Annotated in this window: 10 protein-coding genes and 1 tRNA gene; 9 read left to right on the top strand and 2 right to left on the bottom strand. The window is 50.3% G+C overall.

The annotated features are described in order from the left end of the window. Nucleotides 1-71: 71 nt before the first annotated feature. Nucleotides 72-1484 (bottom strand): type I glutamate--ammonia ligase, encoded by a 1413-nt coding sequence (gene glnA / locus IE073_RS13865; protein ID WP_189587144.1) that lies wholly within the window; start codon nt 1482-1484, stop codon nt 72-74. A 41-nt stretch (nt 1485-1525) separates the two neighbouring features. After that, entirely contained in the window at nt 1526-1864 is a 339-nt protein-coding gene (locus tag IE073_RS13870; RefSeq protein WP_189587145.1) for a P-II family nitrogen regulator, read from the bottom strand. 414 nt (nt 1865-2278) lie between these two features. Between IE073_RS13870 and IE073_RS13875 the strand changes: the two genes are divergently transcribed. From IE073_RS13875 to IE073_RS13915, 9 genes are all read left to right on the top strand, one after another. Continuing rightward, nucleotides 2279-4573 carry an NADP-dependent malic enzyme gene (locus tag IE073_RS13875; protein WP_189587146.1) on the top strand — a complete coding sequence of 765 codons (2295 nt, stop codon included), beginning with the start codon at nt 2279-2281 and terminating at the stop codon, nt 4571-4573. A 15-nt stretch (nt 4574-4588) separates the two neighbouring features. Continuing rightward, the gene (locus tag IE073_RS13880; RefSeq protein ID WP_189587147.1) at nt 4589-5968 is read left to right on the top strand and encodes an MATE family efflux transporter; all 1380 of its coding nucleotides are present in this window, start codon (nt 4589-4591) and stop codon (nt 5966-5968) included. A gap of 41 nt (nt 5969-6009) precedes the next feature. Further along, nucleotides 6010-6094 (top strand) — tRNA-Leu (locus tag IE073_RS13885). Between the two features lie 818 nt (nt 6095-6912). After that, on the top strand, nt 6913-7497 hold the full coding sequence (locus IE073_RS13890) for a tetratricopeptide repeat protein (RefSeq protein ID WP_189587148.1): 585 nt from the start codon (nt 6913-6915) through the stop codon (nt 7495-7497). Between the two features lie 220 nt (nt 7498-7717). Continuing rightward, a complete protein-coding gene (locus tag IE073_RS13895; protein ID WP_189587149.1) occupies nt 7718-10456 on the top strand; it encodes a beta strand repeat-containing protein in 2739 nt (912 codons plus the stop codon). Nucleotides 10457-10579: 123 nt separating this feature from the next. Continuing rightward, the gene (locus IE073_RS13900) at nt 10580-13180 is read left to right on the top strand and encodes a TonB-dependent receptor domain-containing protein (RefSeq protein WP_189587150.1); all 2601 of its coding nucleotides are present in this window, start codon (nt 10580-10582) and stop codon (nt 13178-13180) included. A gap of 813 nt (nt 13181-13993) precedes the next feature. Beyond that, nucleotides 13994-15355, top strand: a complete 1362-nt coding sequence (locus IE073_RS13905) for an efflux transporter outer membrane subunit (protein WP_233350112.1) — start codon at nt 13994-13996, stop codon at nt 15353-15355. A gap of 55 nt (nt 15356-15410) precedes the next feature. Next, on the top strand, nt 15411-16529 hold the full coding sequence (locus IE073_RS13910) for an efflux RND transporter periplasmic adaptor subunit (protein ID WP_233350114.1): 1119 nt from the start codon (nt 15411-15413) through the stop codon (nt 16527-16529). Between the two features lie 2 nt (nt 16530-16531). Beyond that, complete coding sequence (locus IE073_RS13915; RefSeq protein ID WP_189587152.1) at nt 16532-19714, top strand: efflux RND transporter permease subunit; 3183 nt, start codon at nt 16532-16534, stop codon at nt 19712-19714. Nucleotides 19715-20105: the final 391 nt, after the last annotated feature.

Raw genomic sequence — 20105 nt, forward strand, 5'->3', positions numbered from 1 at the left:
CGCCCTCTCAGTTGAGCCCATAAAAAAGGCGCCTCAGATGAGGCGCCTTTTCTCGTTCTATTGGGTGCTGACTAGCACTTGTAATACATGTCGAATTCAACCGGATGCGGATGCATCGCGAGGCGGTGAACTTCTTCCATCTTCAACTCGATATACGCGTCGATTTGATCATCATCAAAGACGTTGCCCGCCTTTAAGAAATCACGGTCGCCGTCGAGGGACTCAAGTGCTTCGCGCAATGAACCACAGACCTGCGGGATGTTTGCCGCTTCAGCTGGGGACAGTTCGTACAAGTCCATGTCCATTGGATCGCCAGGGTGGATCTTGTTCTTGATACCGTCGAGGCCAGCCATAAGCAGGGCCGTATATGTGAGGTATGGGTTGCCCGCTGGGTCCGGATAACGGACTTCTAGGCGCTTGCCATTTGGTGAGGCTGTCCATGGAATACGGATGGAAGCAGACCGGTTACGGCTGGAATAGGCCAGCATAACAGGGGCTTCGAAACCTGGGACCAAACGCTTGTAAGAGTTAGTCGACGCATTGGAGAAGGCGTTGATGGCTTTGGAATGTTTGATGATGCCACCGATATAGTGGAGACACTGCTCGGACAGACCCGCATATTGGTCACCTGCGAAGAGCGGCTTTTTGTCTTTCCAGATCGACATATGAACGTGCATGCCTGTGCCATTGTCCTCAAACATAGGCTTGGGCATGAATGTCGCTGTCTTGCCATAGGCATGGGCCACATTGTGCACGATGTATTTATAAAGCTGCATGTTGTCGCCCATCTGAAGAAGGGTGTCGAACTGCATACCTAGCTCATGCTGAGCAGGGGCAACTTCATGGTGATGCTTTTCTGGGCGAAGGCCGAGCTCATCCATGATGGAGAGCATTTCGCCGCGCATGTCTTGGGACGCATCGACGGGTGGGACAGGGAAGTAACCGCCCTTTGTGCCAGGACGATGGCCCATATTGCCGCCAGCATATTCCGTGCCGTTGTTTTGCGGCATTTCGGCTGAGTCGATATAATAGCCCGTCTTATTTTGGGCTGTGTCAAAGCGCACATCGTCAAAGACGAAAAATTCGGCTTCGGGACCGAAATAGACGTCATCACCGACGTTAGCCGAACGCATATAGGCTTCAGCCGCTTTCGCTGTGCCACGTGGGTCACGGTTATAGGCTTCAGCTGTATCTGGCTCGAGGATGTCGCAGAACACGGCGAGCGTATCTTGCTGGAAGAAGGGGTCCATCTTGGCCGTAGCTGCATCTGGGAGCAGGACCATGTCAGACTCGTTAATGTCTTTCCAACCTGCGATGGACGACCCATCAAACATAGTGCCGTCCTGGAACAGGTCTTCATCGACCAGGTCAGAATGGAAGGTCACATGCTGCATTTTACCCTTTGTGTCGGTGAAACGCAGATCGACGAATTTGATGTCTTCGTCCTTAATTTTTTTGAGAAGCTGAGTAGTAGCGTCTGACATATCGATTTTCCCTATGTGCAGTGTTGGTCAGATGTTTTCGATTAAAGTGCCGTGTCGCCAGTTTCGCCCGTACGGATACGGATGGCTTGTTCGATTGTAGACACAAAGATTTTGCCGTCGCCGATTTTTCCGGTCTTGGCAGCTGTTTGGATGGCTTCGAGTGCAGCTTCGACTTGCTCGTCTGCGACGACGAGTTCGAGCTTTAACTTTGGTAGGAAGTCGACAACATATTCAGCGCCACGGTAAAGCTCTGTGTGACCTTTCTGGCGTCCAAAGCCTTTGGCTTCGACGACCGTCATGCCTTGCAGGCCGACGCCTTGAAGGGCTTCTTTTACTTCATCCAATTTGAATGGCTTAATAATGGCTTCAATCTTTTTCATGGCAAACTCCGCTTTGTTGCATGGCGCGATGTAAAATTTAGATGCCTATGCCACTCCAGAGAGTCGAGAGAGACAGAGGTGAGTCTAAGGCGAACTCTTAAAAAGCTGTGAATATGCACATATTTTGGTCATCGGCTTTGACTTGCGATGCAAAACTAGGCAATTTTTCTTCGGGGTTTCCTGAAAGGATATCGCGGCCTCATTTGATTTAACGTTGAAGAACCGTCCTAACAGGTTAAACACCGCAAATGCTGTCGCAGATTTTCATACAGCATGTGTTCGCGTCTGCAGTTCATATGTGAAAAAATGCAATCGCTATAGGAGAGACATTTTGTCAAATTCGCGTCGTCTATGACGCGCCAACCCGTCAAAAACCGGCTGTTCGCGACTGCAGTTCACCCGGCGGAGATCACCATGAAAAAGCTTACCCCGCGACCGCCGAAAAAGGCCTTTATAACCGATGAGCAAGCGCTCCGGTTTCACTCTGAACCGACCCCAGGAAAACTCGCGCTTCAACCGACAAAACCTATGGCGACGCAGCGGGACCTTTCACTGGCTTACAGTCCAGGCGTCGCGGTTCCAGTCGAGGCGATCGCCAAAGACCCGGATACGGTTTATGACTACACATCCAAAGGGAATATGGTTGCCGTTATCTCAAACGGCACCGCTATTTTGGGCCTTGGAAACTTGGGGGCGATGGCCTCTAAGCCCGTCATGGAGGGCAAAGCTGTGCTGTTCAAACGCTTCGCTGATATTGATAGTTTCGATATAGAGGTCGAAGAGGAAGATGCAGAGGCTTTTATCGAATGCGTGAAGCGTTTCGGGAATACGTTTGGCGGGATCAATCTCGAAGATATTGGGTCCCCAGAATGTTTCATCATTGAGTCGCAATTGCGCGACCTGCTGGACATACCCGTTTTTCATGATGACCAACATGGCACAGCGATTATCGCGACGGCTGGATTGATTAACGCTTGCCATCTTACAGGACGGAAGTTTGAAGACATTAAACTTGTCTTGTCGGGCGCCGGTGCTGCGGGACTATCCGTTCTAAATCTCGTCAAACATCTTGGCGTCAAAGATGAAAACGCGATCGTGCTTGATAGTAGAGGCGTCATCTACAAAGGCCGCAAAGAGTATATGGACCAATGGAAAGCGCCCCACGCTGTCGATACAGAAATGCGCACATTGGAAGAGGCTATGGTTGACGCAGATGTCTTTTTTGGACTGTCCGCAGCTGGGATCGTTTCACAGGACATGGTGAAATCTATGGCGCCCAATCCCATCATTTTTGCAATGGCCAATCCAGACCCAGAAATATTGCCAGAAGACATTAAAGCAGTTCGGGACGATGCGATCATCGCGACAGGCCGATCCGACTATCCAAATCAGGTCAATAATGTTCTTGGTTTCCCTTATATTTTCCGAGGCGCACTCGATGTTCGAGCTCGAAATGTGAATGAGGAAATGAAGCTGGCTTGTGCCCACGCTTTGGCGGATTTGGCGCGCCAAGACGTCCCTGAGGAGGTTGCCGCAGCGTATCACGGCAATCGGCCGAAATATGGTCCGGAATATATTATTCCCGCGCCTTTCGACCCCCGCCTAATTTCGGAAATCCCGCCTTATGTTGCTCAGGCGGCGATGGATACGGGGGTCGCCCGCAAGCCTATCGAGGACATGGTCGCCTATAAGAAATCCCTAGCACGCAGACAAGATCCAACGGCGGCCATACTTCAAGGCATTACGGCCGCTGTCCAAGAGGAACCAAAGACAATCGTTTTTGCCGAAGGCGAAGAACCTGCCGTTATTCGTGCAGCGCAAAGCTTCCAACAGCGCGGTCTAGGCAAGGCTATTCTGATTGGCCGGGAGAAGCCAATCTATGACAACATGAAATTGTTGGGGGTTGAAAATCCGGAAAGCCTTACCGTTTTGAATGCGCGCCTCTTTGATAGAAACGCAGAATTTACGGAATATCTGTATTCAAAATTGCAACGCAGAGGGTTCCTGCGCCGCGACGCACAGCGTTTGGTGAACAATGACCGGAACGTCTTTTCGGCCTTGCTGCTCCAACACGGATTGGCTGATGGCATGGTTTCGGGTGTCACGCGATCATATGATGTCGTTCTCCGCGACGTTCGCCTTGTTCTAGATCATCGTCCAGAAGAGCGGACGATGGGCGTGTCTGTCGTGGTGAATAAGGGGAAAACGTTGTTCATTGCAGACACCAATGTGACCGAGCTTCCCGATGCATGGGACCTCGCAAATATTGCGGAGTCGACGGCGAACTTTGCGCGTGAATTTGGTTTTGAGCCACGTGTGGCTTTCTTGTCTTATTCAACCTTCGGAAACCCAATTGGGGAGCGGATGCAAAAAGTGCGGGAGGCGGTCGAGATCCTGGATGAGCGCGACGTTGATTTTGAATATGAGGGTGATATCGCCGCCGATGTCGCGCTGGATCCGCTACACATGCTAACTTACCCATTCTCCCGTCTGACCGACTCTGCGAATGTTTTAGTTATGCCCGCAATTCATAGTGCGTCCATCGCAACAAAGTTATTGAATTCCGTGGGCGGTGCGACCGTTTTGGGGCCCTTCTTGACGGGTCTAGAGAAACCTGTGCAAATTTGTGCTTTGGGCGCTACGGCCTCTGAAATTGTACGTATGGCGACACTTGCCGCCTTCGCCCCGTCACATCGAGATATTGGCTAGGTTGCACTGAGTAGAATGGCGTCGCCCTCCAAAACAAATGTTCTAGAGGGTTCGGTCACCCTGCATATTTTGCGTATGCTGGGGCCATTCTCGATTGCCGTCATCGCCCTAATTTCGACAGGAATAATTGATACTATCTACCTCGGGCGGCTAAAAGATGCCGCTCGTCCCGATCTTGCGATTATGGCGCTGGCGGCGCTGGGGTTCGCGTTCCCAATTAGCTTCATCGCCAACAGCGCAAATATCGGTCTTGGGGCAGGAACCATGAGTGCTGTCTCACGTGCCTTGGGGCAGGGCGACGAGCCCAAAGCGCGCCGACATGCAGCCGCCGCGATCTTTATGGGGTTGGCGGTTATGTCAATCTTAGTGACCTTGATGCTCTTGGTCGCGCCGTTTCTACTGCCGTTCGCTGGCGCGAGCGAGGAGGTCGCGAAAATGGCTTTCTCCTACCTCATTATCGTTATGCCTGGCCTCGTTCTCGTAAGTGTTGCGTCGATGAGCAACAATATTTTGCGGGCTGGTGGTGAGGCGATTCTGCCCTCCTCAATCATGATCCTAGGGGCGCTCATCAATATTGGATTAAACCCTTTCTTGATTTTCGGCTGGGGTCCGTTTCCCCGCATGGAATTGGAGGGAGCGGCCCTTTCGACTTTGATTGGTAATGCGGTTGGCGCTGGATATGGTTTCTATTTAGTCCTGATGCACCGCAAAGCCGTCGATTTCGCTGGTATGACCTTGAGTTCTCTAAAGCATGCATGGTCAATCATCGGGCAAGTGGGCGTGACTGCCGCTGGAACAAATATCATCGTCCCTGTTTCCACATTTTTCGCTGTTTCGATAATCGGGAATGTTTTGGGCGAGGTGGATGTGGCAGCCTTTACCGTTGCCAGCCGTGCCGAACTTATTTCTGTCGGGCTACTTTATGCCCTATCCGCGTGTATCGGCGCCGTGACCGGCCGAAATGGTGGTGCAGGTCGAACAGATCGTGTGCGGGAAGCCTTTAAAGTCAGTTATCTAATTTGTGTGATCTGGGGTACGGTAATGGCGATCTTCTTGGCCCTTTTCGCGCGACAGATCGCTGGCGTATTCACATCGGATGAGTTGCTGATCGCTAAGATCATTCCCTATTTTTATATCGTTCCCGTGAGCGTATTTGCATATGGTTTTGTTTTCGTATCGGCTGCTGGGTTGAATGCATTGGGCCGTCCACTCTACGGGCTGCTTTATACCGTCACGCGATCAGCCATCTTATACTTAGGCTTCATCGCGGCGGGTGTATATCTGGCAGGATTATTAGGCGCGTTCATCGGTGTTGCCGCCGCAAATCTGATCTCGGGTTTCATTGCGATATATTGGACCATGAAGAAAGCACCTATGACCGCCAAAGAGAGTTGACGAGGGGCATTTCTGGCGCTAACTCGCGCGCTCATACCTGTGCGGGTGTGGCGGAATTGGTAGACGCGCTAGATTTAGGTTCTAGTATCTTAGGATGTGAAGGTTCAAGTCCTTTCACCCGCACCACTTTTATCTCGACATCGGGCGTGTAAACCCTTGTAATTGTTCAGTTTTCCTGTGGGAGTCTGTAGCTTATTTTGCTGTTTTACGCGTCCTGCAGTACAAACTGTAGCACAATGTGCGGTACAAAGGAGGACTTTGGTGTGAAAACCATAAGCCGCCCGAACCAGTATCTCCAACAACGTTGAGAGGTTTAGTACTATATTCTCCGCGTCCCAACGATTCTCACCGAGAAAAGAGGACGCCGAAGTAATTTCTGGTCACTTGAGATTAACAGCGTCAGCACGGCGAGCATGCGTTAGGTTAGCAAAGGGTAGTGGCGGGGTGTTCGTCGATTTCATCTTGCTCAGACCATAGCATTCGGGTCGGAAATTTCCGCTTGAAATCAATGAGAAAGTTCTAGGGTTGGGGGATTTTGAAGTTCGCGGAAAATGGGCGAGTGTGGCAGGGCTTGGGTGAAAGGCGTAGATGGCAAGACAAACGGGGGCGGTGCCATCACCATGCTAACGCATTGTCTGCCCTTTGGTTTTGAAACTCACCACCAATCCGCATGGGGTTAACGATATGGCGTACCCCCAGAGGGCTTTAAGAACTGGAGTGTCACATATTGACGAAATTGTCGAAACCTTCATTAGCCCTGTATGAGCTGAATGCCACGCTATCGTTATTATCGGACCCTTGCATGTTCGGGTTTTCTTTCTTGACAGTTTTATGACAGTTCATGTAACAATAGTGACACATTGAGGTTAGGCTCTCGATGCGTAAGCCAACGGCGCGCGTTTGCAGTCTTTATATACGTTGGTGATGTTCAATTGGAGCTCACCATGAAAACTGTTTTTATTACCACGTTCATTTCGGTCGCATTTGTGACTGGCTCAGCATACGCGTCCGAGGTTTTTTCCGACACCTCTATCACGTCAGGCCTTTCTGGTGTGGATGTTAAAGCTGAGCGAAACTTACGTCTTTGCCTTAATGCAGATACAGAAATTGCGTCTAGCAGCTCCATTCGTGCCTGCACTAAAGCCTATCAAGCTTCGATCCCATCCTATGACTTACGGTCTGAAATTTTAACGCGCCGTGGATTACTACAATTCTCAAACGGCAAGTTTGATAAGGCGGCCCGTGATTTCACGAAAGCCTCTAGTTTGTCGCCTGACAATAATCTTGCAAATTTGGGGACTGGATTCGCCGCGTTGATGAAGAATGATATTTTGAGCGCCAAGTTTAAATTCCAGAATTGCGACGACCAAGGAGAGCTTGCCCCGCTTGCAGCTTATGGCTTGGCTTTAGCTTTTGAGCAGAACGGCGAAACAAGTGCTGCCGCGCAAGCTTACCAGCGGGCGCTCAAATTGAAACCTGGCTGGACTGCGGCGCAGGAGAATTTAGCCAATTTGAATTCAACAATCTAAACCCCAATGCTTAATCGAAAAATATGAAGCGTTCCGCTCTACGGGGCGCTTTTTGACTTTTCGGGGACTGTTATATTTTTGTCATTGAAATTTCAAAAAAATGAAATGCTAGCGTTATGAGTCTGTCACAAAAAATCGCCATAGCCCCCTCGAATGCGGTCGAGGTTAGATCAGGATTCATCCCGATGTCTGCGCCAGAAATTTTAATGGTGAGGCTCATATGTCTATTTCCTTTCGCGGCTTATTGCTTGCGACAGCTACAAGTTTTGCTTTGGTCGCGTGCGGCGGCGGGAGCACCGCGTCGCCCGGCAGTACAGGTCCGGTAACAGTTAATCCTCCGGGTGGCGGGACAACGACGCCGCAGGCAGACTTTGATTTAGTGCCAAATGATAATTGCCCAACGGGGACGACGTTAGAAACAATCACGAATGCGACAGGGACAGTAGAAGCCTGTACGATAACCGGAACGGTCACAGAGAACCTCACATTGACAGCCGAAAACGGGTATGCTCTCGATGGCGCAGTTTTCGTTGGTGAAGACGGCGGTGCGAATGTTGCTTTGACTATACCCGCTGGTGTTACGGTCTTTGGTAAAGCGGGTGAAGACTACCTCGTCGTATCGCGCGGTTCTCGACTGAATGCACTCGGAACGGCCTCAGAACCGATTGTCATGACATCTATCGAGGACGTTCAAGGCACCGTGAACGCTGACACGGATCGCGGACTTTGGGGCGGCCTGGTCATCAATGGTTTTGCTCCGATCAACGACTGTATTGATGCGACGGCGACTGGCGGAACGGCAGGCTGCGAAAAATCAGGCGAGGGTTCTTCAGGCCTATTCGGTGGCGATAGCGCGACAGATAACTCCGGCACACTTCAATTCATGCAGGTTAAATATGCTGGAAACCTTATCAATGATGAAGACGAACTAAACGGTATAGCTTTTCAAGGTGTTGGGTCCGGGACAACATGTGACCATATTCAAGTTCATAATAATGCAGATGACGGTGTCGAATTCTTTGGAGGCACTGTTCAGTGTAATTATCTCGTTCTTACAGGTATTGGAGATGATAGTCTCGACTGGACGGATGGTTGGCAAGGCGGCGCACAATATGTGCTCGTTCGTCAAGCTTCTGATGCCGGTGATCGCGGCATTGAGGGCGATAACCGGAGTTCCAATAATGAGCTAACCCCACGCTCCAACCCAACTGTCGCCAATTTCACCTTTCTTGGTGGTGCTTCGGGCGACACAGGTATTGTGAACCGAGCAGGCACGGATGGTCGCATTGTCAATGGTATCATAACTGGCTTTCAAGACGCCGGCGTGGATATTGATGATGGATCCATCGCTCGTGCTGAAAACGGATCCCTAACTTACGCCTCTCTTTTCCTCGACAATGCTGATAACATCGAGAGCGGTGATAGCGACGAGACCTTTGATACAGAGGCTTACGTCGGAAGCTCTCCAAATGTGACACAAGGAAACAACTCTCTCTCAAATGAATTCTTCCCTGGCGCAGCCGAGCTGGGCGTTACCGCTGAGGACCTGTCTGATGACATGAATTTTGACAATGTCACTTACATTGGCGCGTTTGGACCAACGGAAACACCCGATAGTAACTGGGCGTCCGGTTGGACATTTGGTGTCACCGAAAGTCCGACAGATTGTCCAGTGGGGACAATCTCTACAGGTGACGTCGTTGGGGGCAAGGGTATCTGTTCATTGACGGGTACACTCACCACGAACGTTCGCCTAAATAGCAATTTTGTCTACCAACTCGAAGGTGCAGTTTTTGTCGGTGAAGACGTGGGTGGTGACGCAACGGCTCCAAATGCCGATGCGGCAACAGCTATCCTAACGATAGATGCGGGCACTACGATCTTTGGTGCCGCAGGCGAAGATTATCTCGTTATTTCACGAGGGTCGCAAATTCGCTCAAACGGCACAGCCTCTGCACCCGTCAACATGACATCTCGGAATGAAGTGTTTGGAACAGCAAATTTGGCGACTGACCGCGCACTTTGGGGCGGCTTAATTATTAATGGTCGCGCACCGATCAATGACTGTATAGATGCCACCGCGACCGGCGGAACAGCAGAGTGTGAGAAGTCAGGTGAGGGTTCATCTGGCTTGTTCGGCGGAAACGCATCTGACGATAATTCCGGCAATCTTTTCTACACGCGCGTTTCCTTTGCCGGAAATCTCATAAATGACGAAGACGAGTTGAACGGTATTGCCTTCCAAGGCGTTGGGAATGCCACGCAAGTCGACTTTATCCAAGTGCACAATAATGCGGATGATGGCGTCGAGTTCTTTGGCGGCACTGTGAATGTAAAACACGTTGTTCTGACGGGCAATGGTGACGATAGCATGGACTGGACAGATGGTTGGACCGGGAACGCTCAATTCGTCTTGATAGATCAATCTGACGACGCAGGTGACCGCGGGATTGAAGGTGACAACCGCTCTTCCAATAATACGCTTCTACCGCGATCCAACCCAACTGTGTCAAACTTCACTTTTGTCGGCGGTATTTCCGGCGATACGGGCATGGTTATCCGTGCAGGTACGGCGGGGCGCTTTCTGAACGGTCTTATAACTGGTTTCCAAGATGCTGGCGTTGACATCGACTCGGATGAAACCGCGGCGCAAGCAACATCTGGAAATGTGACATTCGACTCCATGCTAGTTCTTATCAACGCTGAAAATTTAGAAATGGATGATGATGCGGGCGACACCGCAACAGTCACAGCGTTCAATGCCGGTGCCAATAATTTAACAGTCGGAACGACATCCGTGGGTGACGGGCAATATGTGCCTGCCGCTACAGATACGCAAACCCCTGCGACTGATCCATCGACCATAGATCCTTTCTTTGATGTAGCCGATTATGTCGGCGCCGTCCGAGACGCGAATGATACTTGGTATCAAGGATGGACCATCTTGGTCGACCAATAAGTTACTGCGGCTGGCGTCAGTCGGCGGCTTCCCTAACCACTGGATACATCCAGTGCAGGGCTGGTGATTTCTAACCTCGTCACCAGCCCGCCTTTTTTTACGCTAGATGGGACTCCTCTTTCCATGTCAAAATCAAACGAAATTCGTCCGATTAATCGGTCTCTTCTTTGCGCGACCGCCTTGTCTTCTTGTTTTTGGTCGCCAACCGTTTCGGCCCAGGTGGAGCAAACAGAGGATGTTGTTGTCGCAACAGCGACGAACATTCCCGATACGAAACGTGTGACATCTGAAATAACAAGTGTTCTGGATACTGGTGCGTTTGAAACGACGGGTGCCGGGGATATTGCGTCAGCGCTCACCCGTGTGACAGGCCTTTCGCTTAGCCAAGGTAAGTTTGTTGTCGTGCGAGGGTTGAACGAGCGGTATTCGTCCGCGACGTTAAATGGTTCGCCGCTGCCATCTCCTGAACCGCTCCGTCGGGTTGCGCCGCTTGATTTGTTTCCAACGTCTGTCTTGTCTGGTGTTGTTGTTTCAAAGACCTATTCTCCAGAATTCTCGGGAGAGTTTGGTGGCGGTGCTATAAACATGACTACCAAAGGACTGCCGGCTGAAGCCTTCTTCGAAATTTCCGCCTCGACGTCCTATAATTCCGAAACAACTTTCAAAGATGGCTTAGTTTATGACGGCTCAGAATCCGATTGGACGGGATTTGGCGGAAGTTTACGTGATCTTCCGCAATTGGACGCCGATGGCGTTCCTCGTGAGAACTTTGAAAGTTTCTCGACATTGGTCGTTGATCAAAATGACTCATTGCCTCTGAACGGAAGCTTGCGTCTATCTGGCGGCAATCGGTGGGATTTGGAAAACGGCATGTCTATCGGCGTATTGGCCACTGCTGGATATGAAAACAGTTGGGAGACCCGTGAAGGCGAAGATAACACAGCCAACATTGGAGCAAATAACTCGCTCGTCATTCTGGATCAGGGCCGCCGTCGTTCAACGGAAAATCAAATATCACTAAATGGTCTATTGGGTATTGGGATAGAATTTAATGAAAACCACAATGTTCAATTTATCGGGTTAGCGACCCGCCAATCTTCAGCAGAAGCGCGCGTCCTTACGGGCGTGGACCGAGAAGACCGTATCTTCCGTCAAGACTTTACCGAATGGTTTGAGCGTGAGGTTTATATGGGTCAGCTTTTAGGAGAACACTATTTCTCAGGGTTAAATGATGCTGAAGTAAATTGGCGATTAGCTTATGCGGAAGCGGGCCGGGACGCGCCCTATGAGCGCCGGGTGAATTATGAAGACTTTGAAGATGGGAATGGATTCCGATTCCAATTCAATCGCCCCGGAACAAACAACGATATTCGGTTTTCAGAATTGGATGACACGACATTCGATGCTGGTCTCGACTTTGTCTTCCCTGTTTCACTAGGTACAATGGAAACTGAATTTAAGATCGGCGGGTCCTATCTGGATAAATCTCGTGACAGTCAACAAACGGACTTCCGATACTTTGGTTCATTACCGGAAGAACTTCGTTTCTCCCGGATTGATACAATTTTCTCGGACGCAGTTGTCGATGCGGGAATTCTAGAGATCCGACGCGGCGGCACAACGGGTTTCCCGGATGTCTCAGAAGCGGCGCTTGACGTTCTTGGCGCATACGCAGCTATAGAAGTTGAAGTTAATCCGAAGCTGCGTCTCTCTGGCGGATTGAGATTCGAAGCCTCCACACAAGAGACAGCAATTGCCCAAGCAACGATCGCGGATAGTCGTTTCCAGTTTGAAGATTTGGCTGAGAATTTCATTCTTCCGGCGGCAACATTAACTTATACTTTTGCCGATAATTTACAGCTTCGTTTGGCGGCATCCAAAACAATTAACAGACCACAGTTCCGCGAACTTACACCGTCTATATTTGTCAATACAGACACAGATGACCGCTTTGTCGGGAACCCCTTTTTAAAAAATTCGGAAAGCAATAACTTTGATGCGCGCGTCGAGTATTACTTCGGACGAAAACAATTTGTTACCTTGGGGGGCTTTTACAAAGATTTCACTGACCCTATTGAAGAGTTCATATTCAACGGTCTGGGCGAAAGTAACGCGACTAGTTTCTTAAACGCACCAAGCGCTGAACTTTTTGGGGTTGAGGCGGAGTTTGAGAAGGTCATTCCATTCGACAAGCTGGGTCTGAAAAGCGACAAGTTCGCGTCGAAGGAATTTATCATTCGCGCCAACTATACTTATACGGATAGCTCTGTCAGCGCCAATGGGGATGTATCCATCACGCCGCCATCCGTGAACCCTGCGCAAGGGGTTTCCCCGCTGGTTCTCTCAGCAGAGGGCCTCTATGGCGATGGCCGTAAACTCCAAGGCCAGAGTGATCATCTGGCAAATTTGCAGTTAGGCATCGAAGACTATGATGCGAACTGGGAGGCGACTTTCTTGATGAATTATTCGTCTGATCGTATCCGCGCTGTGGAGGACAGATCAAACGGATTGCCGTCAATTATCGAGAGCTTGCCTTTAACCGTCGATTTTGTGTTCAACAAGGCGTTCGCTGTACGCGGCGGCGACTATAGAGTCGGTTTCAAAGTTCAAAATATCTTCAATGATGGATATGAGGCGAGCCAATCATTGGGCGATACCAAAATTGTCGTAGATAGTTATGACCCAGGAACAACCGTGTCTGTCAATTTGAAACGTGAGTTTTAGGGGCATTGCTTTGCACGGAGTTTGGCCGCGCATCTTCTTTTGCGACCGTGGTCGGGGCACAGAGCTCGCCAAGGCTGAGCAGGGCGATGTATGTGGCGATAGCCATATACGCAGCCGCTTTTAAGCCACAACAGCTTAATAAAACCAGTCAGGCGGGCTTGCGCTTAGCTCGGCCCGATAATCCGTTCATCGGCTTCCCAAAAATCAACTCACTTAAACCTTCAATAGGCCGCATACGGTGCGCTTCAATAAAGACCTATTTCACGTGGGGTCTTTTATGGTTAACTTATCGGTATTTGCTTCGCAATTACCTGCCAGTCAGCTTAGCATAGCCATTTTTAGTATTTCACGCTCCTCAATTGCGCGGAACTGGCTGGCTTACCGAGCTAACACAATATAGTTTGGTTCCATCGTAAAGTGACTTGGGCTGACACCCAGCTGATGTTAACTACGACTTCTGACCGTGACTTGCGCAACGGCTCCCGATTGAAACTCATCTGTATATCGAACATGACCGCCGATAAAACAGCTCTTGGCTCCCAAGTTTACCAAAGAGTTTTTCTACTAAGACGGGCGCACATCTGTGTGAGAGCAGGGGTGTTATGTATCCTCAATATGCCCGAATACTGCCATGCAAAATTAGACGAGTGAGACGCCAATCTTTCCACTATATGACATTTTCATGTGGAACACCAAAACGTGAGATATTTGGGGAAACATTTTTCCTACAACTGCGTAGTAAAACCAAAATAACGAAGGTTTTAAATGTTCAGTGCTTCAGACACATTCGCGACGCTGTGCGCGACAGCTTTTATGCTCGCCGGATGCGCTGGGATTCCGGTTGCTGAAAAACCGCGTGAAAATGTAACGCCGCTGGTTAAGCAGAATCTACCGAAGCAGTTCTTCAATGCTGAGGGAGCGGCACTTCCGATGTCATCATCTTGGTGGCAAGGATTTGAAGACCCCGACCTTTCGCGCTTGATTGAAATCGCTTTGAAGGAGAATCGCCAATTGGATGTGGCTCAAGCCAATATCGATATTGCGCGTGCAAATGTTGCCCGACAGCGGCTTGAAGCAAGTTACGAGACACAAGGTAGCTTGGGCGCAAACGTGGGGCGTTCGGCCGCACCCGACAGAGATATAGCCGCCACGCTCTCAAGTGGGTTGGCTGCGAGTTGGGAGTTTGATGCTTTTGGAAGGATTGCATCAGCTATAGAGGCGTCAGAGTTGGGCGCAGAAGCTGCGGAGCAAGCTCGCCGTGATGTTGCTGTCATTGTTAGTAGCCAGACAGCATTGGCCTATGCGGATTTGCGCGGCGCACAACGCAGGCTTTCAGTGGCTCAAGAGAATGCTGACACACAAGCCCAATCGTTAGAGTTGTTGCAAGCCCTGTTAGAGAATGGCCGCGCCACTGCCTTGGATATAAACCGCGCAGAGGCCCAATATAGAACCACCTTGGCCGACATACCCCGCTTTCAAGCGATTATTGATAGCTCTGTAAGTCGGCTGGCCGTTCTAACAGGCGGCTCCGCGTTAGAGCCGGGCGCGGAGATTTTGAATCTTAGACAACAAGCCCGCCCCATTCCTGAACTCACATCCAGTTTTGATATCGGATCGCCCGAAAGTCTTTTGAGGAGGCGGCCAGATGTTCGGTTTGCTGAAATCGAAATCGGACGGCTTTTGGCCCTCAGCGATGTGGAGCGCGCAAGGTTGTTCCCTGTTGTTAGTTTTAACGCCAACATATTGTCGCTTTTCGGGAACGGGAATCGGTTGGATCAACTGTCGAGTTTTGGGTTTGGTTTCGGCCCAGCTATTATCTGGGAAGGCCCGGACTTACGGCGAGTCAGAGCGGATATAGTTATTGCAGATGCGGAAACTGAACGGGCTTACCAACAATATGAACAGACTGTTTTACAGGTTTTCTCTGACGTTGAGATATCGCTCTCAAACCTGCGAAATGAGGCCCGTCGCCAGCAAGACCTTAGCCAGGCCGTAGAAGCGGCCCGCGGCGCATTAGAACTGGCGCAAGTTCGATTTGAAGAAGGCTTTGATGACTTCCTTGATGTTCTCGATGCCCAGCGCACACTCTTGGCGGCGGAAGATAGGCTGGCGGAGAACACACTGCAGACAACTCGATTGACGATAGCCGCGTATCAAGAACTCGGCGGCGTTTAGACATGGCGCGCCCAATTAACCTTTATATCACGCTGACTTTGAAGAAGTTTTTATAATGACCTATCGATTTCTGACTATGTTGGCTTTGGCGTTTGCTGCTCTGGGGCTGTCTGCTTTGGCATCTGCGCAGAGCGGACCTTCCAGTGTTTTCGTTGAGACCGTTAAAGAGAGAGATTTTGCCGTCCGTGTTGAAGCACTTGGAACCCTAGAGCCAAATGAGGTTGTCGACCTGACGCTAAATACCGCCGACCGTGTTCAGTCCTTATATTTTGATGATGGGCAACGCGTGCGGAAAGGAAAGACGCTTCTGTCCCTAGCGCAACGTGAACAAATCGCATTGACCGAAGAAGCCGAAGCCAATGTCGACGAAGCGCGCAGGCAGTTGGAACGCGTGGAGCGTCTCACTGAGCGCAATGCGGTTTCGCAGGCTGAGCTAGACGAATCCCGTCGCGCTATGAACTCTGCCAGTGCGCGTTTGCGGGCTGTTCAGTCGCGCCAAAAAGATCGAGTTTTGGTCGCGCCATTTGATGGCATCCTGGGGTTTCGTCAGGTCAGCGTTGGAACATTCATTCGCCCCGGCGACACGGTTGCACGTCTGATCGACGACAGTGAGATGAACTTAGAATTCACGGTCCCGTCAATTTTTCTACGGTCACTAAAGCCAGGCACGCAAATCACTTCACGCACAGACGATTTGCCTGATATGGTGTTTAATGGTGTCATTGCGACAATTGATAACGCGATTGATCCGGTTACTCGGTCTATAAGTGTTCGCGCGACTATACCAAATCCCGACCGGATTTTGATGTCGGGTATGTTTATGGAAATTGTCTTAATAGCGGACCCGCGTCGGAGCCTGTCTATTCCTGAAGAGGCTATCCAGCCCGTTGGACCGCGGACGTTCGTTTTCAAAGTTGTCGACACCACGACACCACCCTCTGTGCAGCGCGTAGAAGTTAAGCTGGGTCCAATGCAGGGCGGATATGTTGAAGTTTTGTCTGGCTTGGAAATTCGGGACCGCGTTGTAACCGAAGGCGTCATTAGAATTCGCGACGGTTCCGAAATTAAAATAGAAGATAAGTCGATACTTTCACCGACGAAATCTGGTGAACTCCGTCTGTCTGAAAAAACACGTGCCGGAACAGAAATGTCCGACGCGCTTCAGAGCCCGTAACCATGATTTTATCCGACATCTCAGTAAAGCGTCCCGTTTTTGCATCGGTCATCTCTCTTGTTCTGATTATCTTTGGCGTCATTGCATTCGATCGCCTGTCTTTGCGGGAATACCCGGATATTGATGCGCCAATTGTATCTATCGATACACGCTATCCCGGTGCGTCTGCATCGGTTGTCGAAACGCGAATTACACAGATTATTGAAGACCGTATTGCGGGCGTCGAAGGTATCCGTTTTATCAATTCTACGAGTTCGGACGGACGTTCTCGAATCAGCATCGAATTTGGAATTGATCAAGATATTGACGCATCGGCAAATGACATCCGTGATCGCATATCCGGCGTTTTAGATAATCTTCCTGAAGAAGCTGATCCGCCAGAAGTTGAGAAAGCGGATAGCAATGATGATGTTATAATTTGGCTGAACCTTGCCAGTGATAATATGAACGTGCCAGAGCTTTCCGACTACGCAGAACGCTACCTCGTAGACAGATTTTCTGCTTTGGATGGCGTTGCGCGTGTCCGAGTTGGCGGAGCCCGCAATTATGCCTTACGTGTTTGGATTGATCGCCGTAAATTGGCGGCGCGAAATTTAACGGCCGCAGATATTGAGCAGGCTTTACGATCTGAAAATATCGAAGCTCCAGCGGGCACGCTCGAGTCTGGACAGCGCATCTATACGTTGCGCCTTAATCGCACATTTAGAACTGCCGAAGATTTTCAGCAGCTGGTCATCGCGCAAGGCGACGACGGGTATCTCATCCGCTTGGCGGATGTTGCGCGAGTCGAACGTGGAACGGAAGAAGATCGAAATATGTTTCGTGGGAACGGTGTTCCTATGGTCGGACTTGGGATTATCAAGCAATCCACAGCGAACACAGTAGATGTTGCGAAGGCGGCCCGTGACCTTGCTGACCGCCTGAATGAGACGTTGCCGGATGGTATTATTATAGCGCGGAGCTTTGACAGTTCTGTATTTATCTCGGCGTCTATTCGTGAGGTTTACACGACCTTGGCTATCGCTGTTGGTCTTGTAACGCTCGTCATTTTCCTCTTTCTTGGAAGTCTGCGGGCGACAATTATCCCGGCTATTACAGTGCCAATTTCGATTACTGCGACCTTCATTATCCTGCTCGCGCTCGGTTTATCGATCAATCTTCTAACACTCTTGGCATTAGTTCTCGCAATTGGCCTCGTTGTGGATGACGCGATTGTGGTGCTGGAAAATATCGTCAGACGTATTACCGATTTAGGCGAAACGCCCTTGATCGCTGCCTATCGCGGAACGAGGCAAGTTGGTTTTGCCGTGGTGGCCACCACTCTCGTCCTTGTTGCGGTTTTCGTTCCGATTACATTCTTGCAAGGCGACATCGGACGATTGTTCCGAGAGTTCGCTCTGACGATGACGGCGGCCGTGATCTTCTCTAGCTTGCTGGCTCTGACACTCACGCCAATGTTGGCCTCCAAGTTGATTAAGATGAAAAGCCGAGACACGGAAAGCAAATGGACGGCGCTTCCAAGAGCTGTTGATAGCGTATTTGCGAAGGTTCTGAGGGGATATGGCTGGATCATTGATCGCCTGATCAAGCGTCCGATTGCGGTTGGTCTTATCCTCATGGGCCTGTTGGGTGGGGCGGTTTATGGGTTTAACAATATCCAGCAAGAGTACGTTCCAACTGAGGATCGTGGCGGTTTCTTTGTCGCTGTGCGTGGGCCTGAGGGTGCGACCTATAGCTACATGGAACGCTATATGGATGAAATTGAGCGTCGCTTGATGCCATATACAGAAAGCGAAAATGGCAAAGAGCCGGAAATGACACGTTTGCTTATTCGCGCACCGGGATTCGGCGGAAATTCTTATAATAGCGGTTTTGTTATCGTCGTCCTTAATGACTGGGCAGTGCGTCGTCCTGCTGATGAAATCATTGCAGAAGTCAACGGAAAGCTGACTGACCTACCGGGTATTCGAGCGTTTGCGCGTATGCGCCAGGGCTTGGGCGGCGGTACGGGGAAGCCTGTGCAATTCGTTATCGGCGGTCCGTCTTATGAAACATTGGTAGAGTGGCGAGACACATTCGTGGAAGAATTGGAGGCCAATAACCCGGGCCTCGTCGATATAGACTGGGATTATAAGGAAACCCAGCCTCAGTACCGCATTGATATCAACTATAAGAGAGCTGCTGATCTGGGCGTGAGCGTGGATGATATTGGTCGCACGCTTCAGACAATGTTGGGGTCTCGCCGTGTCACAACCTACATTGATAAGGGCGAGGAGTATGACATCATACTGGAAGGGCTTCGCAATGAGCAAAACAACGCGAATGATGTGTCCAATATTTATGTGCGCTCAAATAGATCAGGTCAGCTCATTCCGCTCTCTAATTTAGTTACAATCGCACCGAGCGCTGATAGCGCATCATTAAATCGGTATAACCGCGTTCGATCGATCACGATTGAAGCCGGGCTTGCTGAAGATGCAGCCTTAGGCGATGTTCTGGACGCGATGCAGAAAACAGCGCGCGAAGTCTTACCGCAAGAAGCCTCTATCGACTTTAAAGGCCAGTCATTGGATTTCCAAACATCGGGCAGTTCCATTATGTTTGTTTTTGCGACAGGTCTGGTTATCGTGTTCTTGGTCTTAGCCGCTCAATTTGAGAGCTACCGTCATCCAATAATCATTATCTTATGTGTTCCCGCGACTGTGGCGGGCGGGTTATTAGGGCTCTGGCTTACAGGCAACTCTTTGAATATCTACACGCAGATTGGGTTAATCATGTTGATTGGGCTCGCGGCAAAGAACGGAATTTTAATTGTAGAATTCGCAAACCAACTTCGCGACGAAGGCGTCGAGTTCTATGAGGCTATTAAGCAATCTGCCATGACCCGTTTCCGCCCCATCGTAATGACCGGTCTAACAACCGCAGCAGGCGCTATCCCCTTACTGACGTCCAGCGGTGCAGGGGCTGAAACGCGGGCTGCGATGGGTGTGGTGATTTTGTTTGGAGTGATCGCAGCAGCGCTTGTCTGTGTCTTATTTGTACCGACCGCCTATGCATTAATTGCCCGAGGGACGGGCTCACCAACGGATGTCGAAAAACGGCTCGAGAGGGAATCCCGACACACGCCGAGGAAAGAGAGCGTCGCCACAGTAAAAATAGAGCCCAAAGTTCAACCAGCCGAGTAACACTGGGCAGAGTAGAGATTTTTAGGCAAATTTTGTTTCAAGTTGACCGACTATCGATCATTGTAGTCGTAATCGTTATCCGTCAGGCGCATTAACCAATATGTGCGTTTGCGAGGTGGCACTTGGTTTTATTGAAAGTGCGTCCCGAACGATGTGTGACGTGCAGAAAATGAAAATTCAGCAAAACGTACCTAGAGATTGATAGTTTGACGGTCGCGCGACAGCGGCAGGATGCGCCACGCGTTGGCGCAAACCTTTAGGCTCTAGCGCCTGCAAGACATGGTTTTCCGCGTTATAGGGAGCGGGGCTATCTTCTTTTGCATTCGGTCGACGAAGGCGTTCAAGGTCCGCAATTTAAGGCCGTCAAGCAGTTATCAAATTACAGCTTCCA

Source organism: Litorimonas cladophorae (genome assembly GCF_014652455.1).
In the GTDB taxonomy this organism is placed as follows: domain Bacteria; phylum Pseudomonadota; class Alphaproteobacteria; order Caulobacterales; family Maricaulaceae; genus Litorimonas; species Litorimonas cladophorae.